Here is a 13,068-nt window from a genome sequence, read left to right on the forward strand (position 1 = left end):
AGTACAAATGCTCTTAATGTTTCCTTCGAATTTTTAACAAAGCCTATTAAAAATTTTTCATCATCCTCATTAAACTCAAAACTTCGCCTTGACATGTATATTATATATAACTTAATAATAAATAAACTTATCTCAAATATTAACTTGTCTTGACAATAGTATGAAACCAATTTTTTGAAAAATTTCACTATCCCAAATACTTCTCATTAATCTTTAAATTGAGATTAAAGACATTTTATTTAATGAACCAAATATTATGTTTTTGCCAATAAATTCATGTTTGACTTATCACAGATATGAAAGATATTCATTTTTTGTAAATATTACTTCTTTTACCTATTTTTAGTATTTCAACTTGTTTTTCATCTTCAAAAATTAAAAATAGTATTCTATAATTTCCTTTTCTGATTTTTCGTTCTTTGTCTTGACTATCTTTTAAAAAGTCAGAGTTATATGGATTATTGATTAAATCCTCAATCCCTTTTAAAATTATATTAACATCTTTTTTATTCTTTTTAGATAGCTTAAGAAGATATTTTTTAACAGATGGTTTGATAGTGAGTTTATAAGTCAAGTTCTTTTTTAAGCTCATTAATATCAACTTTTATACTTTCTTCTGTTTTGACTTTTTCAAGCCTTCTTTTAAACTCTTCAGGAGTTTCACCAAATTCTGAAGCAAAAATTTCAATTGGTATTCCATCAGGATATTTTTTTCTATTTTCAAAAATTTCATTTTCTGAAATTGTTTTTTCCAATGATTCGTTAATAATTGTTTCTTCACTTTTGTTTTCCTTTTCAGCTAATTTTTTAAGGTCTTGGAATATACTATCTTTAATTTTTATAGTTTTTATGACACTCATATTTAATCCCCTATTTATCCATATTTATCATAGTTTGTTTTTTATATTATATATTTTTATTTGTTGAAAAGAAATTTTGAGACTGGCAATTAGGATAGTTATAAAAAACCTAAAATATAGTCAAGCACAAAATTTTTGGCAATAATTATATTTTTTTATTTAGTTAATATGTCTTTATTTCAAATATAGAGAATAAAATAAGCTATTTGGAATTTATTAATATTGCCAAAAAATCGGTTTTCTACTATAGTTAAAACTTCTATTCATTCTTCAAGTAGAATTTTACCATTTTCATCTTAATTTTCAAACCTAAAGAAATTTATACTTACAATTCTAATATATACCATAATAATTCCGCTAAATATTTAGGAATACAATTTGCAGATATGATTGTAGAGAGTTGTTTTCAAGCATTTGAAAGAAAAAATACGGAATTTTTAGATATTATACAAAATAAACACTCTATTTTTACTTATAAAAAATTTAATTTAAAATAATAATCCATATAATAGAATTCTTAAGAAAAAATCTAATAAAACTAAACTAAAAGCAGTTGAACCATTCACAGTAATATTCTTTTTAAGAAATAAAAACTGGGCAAGAAAGGGTTGTCTAATTCTTTAATTGTTAAAAACTTTATAAATCATAGTCCCCTACCCCCCAATGAGATTTTAATTATACAATATTTAAAAAATAGGAAAGATGAAGAATATGAATGAAATTAAAGATAAACTAATAAAATTTCAATAGGATATTTAAAGAATGTTATGCTAAAACTAAATCAATCCAAAGAAGTATCTAAATTTGATAGATAGTTTTAAATTATTTAAATTAAGCTTTATTTTGAGTAATACATTAGCTGATTCATTAATATATTGTCAATACACTAAATCCCTAATCCCAAGCTCCCTACAATATCTTTTAATTTCATGATCAATATTGTCTATTTTTCTATCAATAAATCTGAGTTCGCTTTTGAGTTCATCTAAATCTAATGGTTCTTCTTCAAATGTATCTACATATCTTGAGATGTTTAGATTATAATCATTTTCTCTAATTTCATCTAAAGTAGCTAAATGAGAGAATTTGGATTGTTCTTCTTTATTTTTATAAATAGCTATTATTTTATCTATATCTTCCTCCATTATTATGTTTTGATTTTTGCTTTTCTTGTAGTTTTTTGATGCATTTATGAATAAAATTTTATCCTCAGTTGATCTGGATTTTTTAAACACTAATATTACTGTTGGAGTGGTTGTTTTAGGGAATAAGTTAGAAGGTAATCCTATTACTGCATCCAAATAATTCTTTTCTATTAATTGTTTTCTTATTTGTTTTTCTGATGATCCTCTAAAAAGAATTCCTGGAGGTAGGACTATTGCTAATGTACCATTATTATTTAGATAGAATAGTGCATGTTGAATAAATGAGAAGTCTGGTTTTGATTTTGGAGCTAATATACCATAATCTTTAAATCGAGGATCAGTTATAAAATCAGGATCTTGTGACCATTTTGAGGTGAATGGTGGTTTTGAAATGATAGCTTCAAATTTTTTACCAATGTAAGCTGGGTTTTCCAGGGAGTCTTCTTTTCTAATATCAAAATTATCATATGGAATCCTATGAATTATCATGTTCATTCTCGCAACATTGTAATTTGTTTGATTAGAGTCTTGTCCATAGAATTTTAAGACTTTTGTTTCTTGATTAAGCTCTAACATTAGTGTTCCTGATCCACAATTTGGATCATAAACATTTTCTATTGTGATTTTACTGTTGGCTACTATCTGAGCCATGATTTTTGATACTTGATTTGGAGTTTGGGAATCTGCTGATATTCTTCCTGCATATTTAGGGAAAATAGCTATTAAATATTCAAAAATATATTTTGAGTCATTTATTTTGAAATCTATTTGAGATAATTGAATTAATAAATCTGTAATTAATTTAATTCTATTTTCTGGTTTTTTTCCAATTTTTGGTGAGTGTAAATCTATATCTTTAAATATGTTTTTAAAAGCATTTTCACTAATTTGACCTTTAGTTGATTCTTCTATTTTTTTAAATGCTTTTTCTAAACTTTCTATTATTAATCTATGATATTTTGTTTTTTTTATAATATTTGAAAATAAGTATTTAGGTTCTAAAAAGTACCCCAAATTATCAATTCCATCTTTCCTTAAATTACTTTCATATTTTTTCTTTTCATATACTGCACTTAAATTTGAATTATATGAATTGAGTTTATTGTTTAGGTACATCTCCATCTCATAAGACATATGCATGTAAAAAATAAATCCTAAAAAGTAATTTTCAAAAACATCTTCCTCAATGTTGTTCTTAAACTTATTAATTATTGATAATATCTGATCTTCTATTACAATATTATCTCCACCTATCATTTATTTATCTCCTTTAGATATAATTTTAATAACTATTAATTAATTGATTATGATAATGAATCTATCGTCAATTTAATGATATTTTCTTCAATTTCTAATTTTCGCTTTAATAAATTTTTTCTTTTATTTAATAATGAAAATAGCTTAGAGTAATGAATTTGTTTTGAAATACCAATTTTTTTAATTTTAATATCATTTAAATAATCTAACTTAATTACTGGAAAAGGTGTTCCTTCAACAAGTTTAATTATTTGTTTTCGAAGATTGTTACTGTTTAAAACATAAGATAAATAAAATTCATCAAATTCATTATTAACATGAATTATTGCAAAATTTGATGGAATTATTACATCTTCTCTATGGAAAGCTATTATTGATAAGCTATAAGGCGGTGTTAATTTCATTACCAATGTTTTATCTTTAGCTATGAATTTATCATCTATTTCTTTATTTGTGTATATCTCTTCAAATTGACTTGTATCCATGAAATTATTGTTTACTGCTTTTTTAGTAATAACATGATATTTATGTGAGTCCTCATTAGGATTATTTGATTTAATTCTACTAAGTACAACTCCAGAATATATATCAGCTATCTGACCTAATTTTAGATATTCTTCTTTTTTGGTTTTTTTATGATGTTTAGAAATCATTTTTATCCTCATTATTTAAAAATTATTATATTTAAATCAATAAGTTTTATTAAAACATTTTTAACAAAATAAAATATTAGATTTAATATAATTTAATATAATTTTTTAGATTTAATATAATTTTTGTCATTTATGATTGATGACATTAATAATTAAAATTTGTTACTAATAAATTCAAAAATATTTTGTCATTTATCATTGATGACAATATTATTCTAAATTTATTAAAGATTATTTTATAAATATCTTGTCATTTATCATTGATGACAATATTATTCTAAATTTATTAAAGATTATTTTATAAATATCTTGTCATTTATCATTGATGACAAATTATGAGAATATAACAAAATTAGTATGAAAAAATAAGTAATGATAAAAATAAGTAATAATAGATACCTAAAAAATAATAAAATAAAGAAAATATAAAAATAAGTAATAATAAATATCTAAAAAATAATAAAATAAAGAAAATATAAAAATAAGATGAAAAAATAAAAAATTATTATTTCTTCTTAGGAGTATATTTAAAAACAGCTATTCCTTTTTTGTTTGTTTTGGCTTTTCCAACATATTTTCCTGCAACATAGAATTTAATATATTTACCAGCTAGTGCTTTTCCTTTGCCATTAGTTAATTTAGCAGTTAAATTTACAGCTTTAGTATACTTGGTTTTAGTATAATAAACAGTAGTGATTGTTTTCTCTTTAGTTTTAGCTTTGTATGTATATTTTTTAGACAATTTATCGTATTTACTATCTCCAGCAAACTTAATTTGTAATTTATTTGAAGATTTAAGTGTAGTTTTTATAGCAAATTCACCTTTACTATTAGTTTTGTAAGTACCTACTTTTTTACCATTTATATAAACTGTGAATTTTTTGTTTGGAACTAATTTACCTTCACTATTTGTAGCTTTGACTTTTATTGTTTTTTTATCTCCAACATAACCAGTTGGTAATTTAAGTGCTAAAGTAATTTTATCTTTATTTACGATTACATTGGATTGTGATGATCTTGAAGCACCATAAACTCCTGTTGGATCAGTGAATATTGATGTGTAAGTGAATTTACCTACTGTCTTTGGAACATAGCTAAAGCGAGCTACACCCTTTACATTAGTCATAGCAGTTCCCACAAATTCTCCATTAACATAGAATTTAACCTCTTTATTAACAATAGGATTACCCTTGTTATCTTTTAAAATAGATTCAATTATAACAGAGTTATCAACAGTTCCAATCACATTTATTGTGCTGATTTGACTTGGAATCTCTTCTGAAACAATACTTATAGAACTATTATTAGTTCCAATGTTATCAACAGTAGTGTTGATTGTGGCAGTGTTCTTTATAGTTCCTGTACTAATTATTTTTGCTTTAATTGTTAATGTAGCTATTTTTCCACTGCTTAAGCTAGATATGTTCCATGACCCTGATATATCATTATAAGTTCCAATATTTGATGAATAGCTAATAAATTGTAATCTAGAGCCTAATTTTTCTAATATATTGAAATTAGAAGCTGTAGTTAGACCATTATTAGTTACTTTAATGGTGTATTCAACATAATCCTCAATTTGTGCTTTTCCTGTGATGTTATTAGTTTTAGTAATGGTTAAATTCACATTATTAACTGTGAACTTAATACTATTATTTGTTTTATTGTTAATGTTAGATTCCTTTGTATTAATTTTAGCAGCATTGTTTATTTCACCTAAATCATTTATCTTAGCATTAATTGTTAAGGCTACAGTAGAGCCCGCCTTAAAAGTACCAATAGACCAAATACCAGTGTTTTGATCATATTTACTTCCATCAGTAGTAGAATAACTGATAAATTTCAATTTATTTCCAAGTATATCAGTAAGGTTAACACCATGACCATCAGTTATACCATTGTTAGTAATTGTAATCTTATAGCTTACCACATCACCATAATGAGGATTAGTACCTCCAGTAACGTTAGAAACCATGGACATACTAATATTAACATCACTAACTGTTATATTAACTGTACTCTTATTTTTACTATTAATATTCTTCTCATTAGCTGAAATGTTAGCAGAATTACTAATATTACCTATAGCTATTACAGTAACATTAATTGTAAGTGTTACAGTCTTACCAGCTCCAAGTCCTCCAATAGTCCATAACCCCTTATCATTATTATAAGAACCTTGTGTTACAGATGCTTTATTAAATTTCAACTTAGTACTATCTAATATATCAGTTACAATAACTCCAGTAGCACCATTTGCACCATTATTCACTACATTAATAGTATAAATTACAATATTTCCAATATGAACATTACTAACATCAGTATTGACCCCATTGACACTAGCTATTTTAATAATACTAATATTAACATTGTCACTAGTCACATTAAAACTAGTACCATTAGTAGCACCCGTATAATTAACATTACCCTTAAATACAGCAACAACATTAACAATCCCAGTAGAATTAACAAGATAGCTAACACTCCACCTACCACTACCATCAGTAGTACCAGTATAATTAACACCATTAACAGCCACAACAACACTCACACCAGCAATAGACCTATTATTCTCATCCAACAAAGTACCATTAATACTAACACTACTATTCAACTTAGCACCTGCAACAGGATTAACAACCAAAGTACTATTCAAAGCCAAACCACTAAAACTAGTACCTCTAGTAGAACCAGCATAATTAACATTACCTCCAAAAACAGCAACAACATTAACAATCCCAGTAGAATTAACAAGATAGCTAACACTCCACCTACCACTACCATCAGTAGTACCAGTATAATTAACACCATTAACAGCCACAACAACACTCACACCAGCAATAGACCTATTATTCTCATCCAACAAAGTACCATTAATACTAACACTACTATTCAACTTAGCACCTGCAACAGGATTAACAACCAAAGTACTATTCAAAGCCAAACCACTAAAACTAGTACCTCTAGTAGAACCAGCATAATTAACATTACCTCCAAAAACAGCAACAACATTAACAATCCCAGTAGAATTAACAAGATAATTAACACTCCACCTACCACTACCATCAGTAGTACCAGTATAATTAACACCATTAACAACCACAACAACACTCACACCAGCAATAGACCTATTATTCTCGTCCAACAAAGTACCATTAATACTAACACTACTATTCAACTTAGCACCTGCAACAGGATTAACAACCAAAGTACTATATAAATCCAAACCACTGAAACTAGTACCATTAGAAGCACCAGTATAATTAACATTACCATTGAATACAGCAACAATATTAAATGATCCAGTTGAATTAACAAGATAAGTAATATTCCATTTACCACTACCATCAGTAGTACCAGTATAATTAACACCATTAACAGTCACAGAAACATTCACACCAGCAATCGGATTATTCCTCTCATCTAACAAAGTACCATTAATACTAACACTACTATTCAACTTAGCACCTGCAACAGGATTAACAACCAAATTACTATTCAAAGCCAAACCACTAAAACTAGCACTATTAGAAGCACCAGTATAAATAACATTACCACCAAACTTAGTAACAACATTAAACAATCCAGTAGAATTAACAAGATAAGTAACATTCCACTTACCACTACCATCAGTAATACCAGTATAATTAACACCATTAACAGTCACAAAGACAGACACTCCAACAATCGAATTATTATTTCCATCTAACAAAGTACCATTAATACTAACACTAATATTAACCTTAGTATCAGGAACAAAATTAACAACTAAATTACTACTTAAAGCCACACCACTAAAACTAGTACTATTAGAAGCACCAGTATAATTAACATTACCATCAAAAACAGCAACAACATTAAACAATCCAGTAGAATTAACAAGATAATTAACACTCCACCTACCACTACCATCAGTAATACCAGTATAATTAACACCATTAACAGTCACAGAAACATTCACACCAGCAATCGAATTATTCCTCTCATCTAACAAAGTACCATTAATACTAACACCACTATTAACCTTAGTGCCTGAAACAGGGTTAACAATCAAATTACTATTCAAAGCCAAACCATTAAAACCAGTACTATTAGTAGCACCAGTATAAATAGAATTACCATCAAAAACAGCAACAACATTAAACAGTACAGTAGAATTAACAAGATAAGTAACATTCCACTTACCCGCATTATCAGTAGTACGAGTATAATTAACACCATTAACAGTCACATAAACATTCACACCAGCAATCGAATTATTATTCTCATCTAACAAAGTACCATTAATACTAACCTTAGTATTCACCTTAGTATTTGGGATAGGAGTAATAATAACCAAAGTACTATTTAAAGCCACACCACTAAAACCAATACTATTAGTAGCACCAGTATAAACAGCATTACCATCAAAAACAGCAACAACATTAAACAATCCAGTAGAATTAACAAGATAATTAACACTCCACCTACCACTACCATCAGTAATACCAGTGTAATTAACACCATTAACAGTCACAGAAACATTCACACCAGCAATCGAATTATTATTCTCATCTAACAAAGTACCATTAATACTAACACTAGTATTAACCTTAGTATTAGGAACAGAATTAATAACCAAAGTACTGTTTAAAGCAACTCCATTAAAACTAGTACTATTAGTAGCACCTGTGTAATAAGTATTACCATTAAAGACAACAACAACATTGAATGATCCAGTAGAATTAACAAGATAAGTAATATTCCAATTACCACTACCATCAGTAATACCAGTATAATTAACACCATTAACAGTCGCAATAACATCCGCACCAGCAATCGAATTATTGTTCTCATCTAACAAAGTACCATTAATACTAACACTACTATTCACATTAGAACCTGGAACAGGATTAATAACCAAAATACTATTTAAAGCCACACCATTAAAACCAGTACTATTAGTAGCACCAGTATAATTAACATTACCATCAAAAGTAGCAACAACATTAACAATTCCAGTAGAATTAACAAGATACGTAATATTCCAATTACCACTACCATCAGTAGTACTATTATAATTAACACCATTAACAGTCACAAAAACATCCGCACCAGCAAATGGACCATTATTCTCATCTAACAATGTACCATTAATACTAACACTAGTATTAATCTTAGTATTAGGAACAGGATTAACAATCAAAGTACTATTCAAAGGAACACCATTAAAACTAGTACTATTAGTAGCACCAGTATAAACAGCATTACCATCAAAAACAGCAACAACATTAACAATTCCAGTAGAATTAACAAGATACGTAATATTCCAATTACCACCATTATCAGCAGTAATATTATAATTAATACTATTAACAGTTACAGAGATAGTTACACCACTAATAGGATCATTCTTCTCATCTAACAAAGTACCATTAATACTAACATTATTATTTACACTAACATTTTCTAGAACAGAATTAATAACCAAAGTACTATTTAAAGCCAAACCATTAAAACTAGTACTATTAGTAGCACCAGTATAAACAGCATTACCCTCAAAAGCACCAACAACATTAAAAGACCCAGTGGAATTAACAAAGTAAGTAATATTCCACTTACCACTACCATCAGTAGTACGAGTATAATTAACACCATTAACAGTCACAAAGACAGTCACATTGCTAATCGGATCATTCTTCTCATCTAACAAAGTACCATTAATACTAACACTACTATTCACCTTAATATTAGGAACAGAATTAATAACCAAAGTACTATTTAAAGCCAAACCATTAAAACTAGTACTATTAGTAGCACCTACATAATTAACATTACCATCAAAAGCACCAACAACATTAAATAATCCAGTTGAATTAACAAGATAAGTAATATTCCACTTACCACTACCATCAGTAGTACCAGTGTAATTAACACCATTAACAGTCACAGAGACAACCACACCACCAATAGGATTACTACCCCCATCTAACAAAGTACCATTAACACTAACACTACTATTAACCTTAATATTAGGAACAGAATTAATAACCAAAGTACTATTTAAAGCCAAACCATTAAAACTAGTACTATTAGTAGCACCTGCATAATTAGCATTACCATCAAAAGCACCAACAACATTAAAAGACCCAGTTGAATTAACAAGATAAGTAATATCCCACTTACCACTACCATCAGTAGTACCAGTATAACTAACACCATTAACAGTCACAGAGACAACCACACCACCAATAGGATTACTACCCCCATCTAACAAAGTACCATTAATACTAACACTACTATTCACCTTAGCATTAGGAACAGAATTAATAACCAAAGTACTATTTAAAGCCAAACCATTAAAACTAGTACTATTAGTAGCACCTGCATAATTAACATTACCATCAAAAGCACCAACAACATTAAAAGACCCAGTTGAATTAACAAAGTAAGTAATATTCCACTTACCCTCAGTATCAGTATTAATAGTGTAGTTAGCACCATTAACAGTTATAGAAACAATCACACCATTAATCGCATTATTATTCCCATATAACAAAGTACCCTTAATACTAACATTAGTATTCACCTTGGTATTAGGAACAGGATTAATAACCAAAGTACTATTTAAAGCCAAACCATTAAAACTAGTACTATTAGTAGCACTTGTGTAATTAACATTACCATCAAAAGCACCAACAACATTAAAAGACCCAGTTGAATTAACAAGATAAGTAATATTCCACTTACCACTACCATCAGTAGTACCATTATAACTAACACCATTAATAGTCACAGAGACCGTCACATAAGTAATCGCATTTTGATTCTCATCTAACAAAGTACCATTAATACTAACATTAGTATTCATCTTAGTGTTTGGAACAGGGTTGATAACCAAAGTACTATTTAAAGCCAAACCATTAAAAACAGAACTGTTAGTAGCACCAGTATAGTTAACATTACCATCAAAAACAGCAACAACATTAACAATTCCAGTTGAATTAACAAGATAAGTAATATTCCAATTACCATTATTATCAGTAGTAGGAGTATACTTAACACCATTAACAGTCACAGAGACAACCACACCAGTAATAGGATTATTTTTCTCATCGGATAATGTACCCTTAATATTAACACTACTATTCATATCAGTACTTGGAACAGGATTAATAACCAAAATACTATTTAAAACCAAACCATTAAAAGTAGTAGTATTAGTAGCACCAGTATAATTAACATTACCATCAAAAACAGCAACAACATTAAATAATCCAGTTGAACCAACAAGATAAGTAATATTCCACTTACCCTCACCATCAGTAGTAATATTATAATTAACACCATTAACAATCACGAAAACAGTCACACCACTAATCGCACGATTATTCTCATCTAACAAAGTACCATTAATACTAACACTACTATTAACCTTACTATCAGGAACAGAATTAATAAGCAAAGTACTATTTAAAACCAAACCATTAAAACCAACACTATCAGTAGCACCAGTATAATTAACATTACCATCAAAAACAGCACCAACATTAATACTTCCAGTTGAACCAACAAGATAAGTAATATTCCACTTACCACTACCATCAGTAGTAGAATTATAACTAACACCATTAACAGTCACAACAACAGCCACACCACTAATCGCACGATTATTCTCATCTAACAAAGTACCATTAACACTAACAGTACTATTAACCTTACTATCAGGAACAGAATTAATAACAAGAGTACTATTTAAAGCCAAACCATTAAAACCAAGACTATCAGTAGCACCAGTATAATTAGCATTACCATTAAATACAACAACAACATTAATACTTCCAGTTGAATTGACAAGATAAGTAATATTCCACTTACCATTATTATCAGTAGTAATATTATGATTAACACCATTAACAGTCACAGTAGCAATTACACCAGTGATCGCATGATTATTCTCATCTAACAATGTCCCATTAATACTAACACTACTATTCAATTTAGTACCTAGAACAGGATTAATAACCAAAGTACTGTTTAAAGGCAAACCATAAAAACTAGTACTATTAGTAACACTTGTATAATTAACATCCCCAACAAATTCAGCAACAACATTAAATAGTTCAGTTGAGTTAACAAGGTAAGTAATATTCCAATTACCATTACTATCAGTAGTACTATTATAATTAAAACCATCCACAGTCACTATAACAGTCACACCACTAACATTATTACCATACTCATCTTTTAAAGTACCATTAACACTAACACTACTATTAACCTTACTATCAGGAACAGAATTAATAACCAAAGTAGTATTAATAAGCACACCACCAAACTCAGCACTATTCACAGCAGCAGTATAATTAACATCCCCAACAAAAGTAGCAACAACACTAATTTCACTAGAAGAATTAACAAGATAAGTAATATTCCAATTACCATTATTATCAGTAGTACTAGTATAATTAAAACCATTTACAGTTACTATAACAGTCGCACCACTAACATTATTACCATATTCATCTTTTAAAGTACCATTAACACTAACACTACTATTAACCTTACTATCAGGAACAAGATTAATAACCAAAGTAGTATTAATAAGCACACCACCAAACTCAGCACTATTCACAGCAGCAGTATAATTAACATCCCCAACAAAAGTAGCAACAACACTAATCTCACTAGAAGAATTAACAAGATAAGTAATATTCCAATCACCATTACTATCAGTAATACTAGTATAATTAAAACCATCCACAGTCACTATAACAGTCACACCACTAACATTATCACCATACTCATCTTTCAAAGTACCATTAACACTAACACTACTATTAACCTTACTATCAGGAACAAGATTAATAACCAAAATAGTATTAATAAGCACACCACCAAACTCAGTACTATTCACAGCAGCAGTATAATTAACATCCCCAGCAAAGGTAGCAACAACACTAATCTCACTAGAAGAATTAACAAGATAAGTAATATTCCAATTACCATTATTATCAGTAGTACTAGTATAATTAAAACCATCTACAGTCACTATAACAGTCACACCACTAACATTATCACCATACTCATCTTTTAAAGTACCATTAACACTAACACTACTATTAACCTTACTATCAGGAACAGAATTAATAACCAAAATAGTATTAATAA

The 13,068-nt window shown here is 28.2% G+C and carries 5 protein-coding genes; all 5 read right to left on the reverse strand.

The window, feature by feature from the left end; translation table 11 throughout:
* Positions 1-307: 307 nt before the first annotated feature.
* The 5 genes from MBFIL_RS08750 to MBFIL_RS08770 all read right to left on the reverse strand — a co-directional run bounded on the left by MBFIL_RS08750 (position 308) and on the right by MBFIL_RS08770 (position 13,054).
* Positions 308-592 (reverse strand): type II toxin-antitoxin system RelE family toxin, encoded by a 285-nt coding sequence (locus MBFIL_RS08750; protein WP_066973641.1) that lies wholly within the window; start codon positions 590-592, stop codon positions 308-310.
* Complete coding sequence (locus tag MBFIL_RS08755; protein ID WP_066973643.1) at positions 564-860, reverse strand: hypothetical protein; 297 nt, start codon at positions 858-860, stop codon at positions 564-566. Before MBFIL_RS08755 ends, MBFIL_RS08750 begins: the two co-directional genes overlap by 29 nt.
* Before the next feature lie 878 nt (positions 861-1,738).
* On the reverse strand, positions 1,739-3,262 hold the full coding sequence (locus MBFIL_RS08760; RefSeq protein WP_066973644.1) for a type I restriction-modification system subunit M: 1,524 nt from the start codon (positions 3,260-3,262) through the stop codon (positions 1,739-1,741).
* Between the two features lie 47 nt (positions 3,263-3,309).
* Positions 3,310-3,915 (reverse strand): restriction endonuclease subunit S domain-containing protein, encoded by a 606-nt coding sequence (locus tag MBFIL_RS08765; RefSeq protein WP_066973647.1) that lies wholly within the window; start codon positions 3,913-3,915, stop codon positions 3,310-3,312.
* 505 nt (positions 3,916-4,420) lie between these two features.
* Positions 4,421-13,054, reverse strand: a complete 8,634-nt coding sequence (locus MBFIL_RS08770) for a beta strand repeat-containing protein (RefSeq protein WP_066973650.1) — start codon at positions 13,052-13,054, stop codon at positions 4,421-4,423.
* Positions 13,055-13,068: the final 14 nt, after the last annotated feature.

Source organism: Methanobrevibacter filiformis, from assembly GCF_001639265.1.
GTDB lineage: Archaea > Methanobacteriota > Methanobacteria > Methanobacteriales > Methanobacteriaceae > Methanacia > Methanacia filiformis.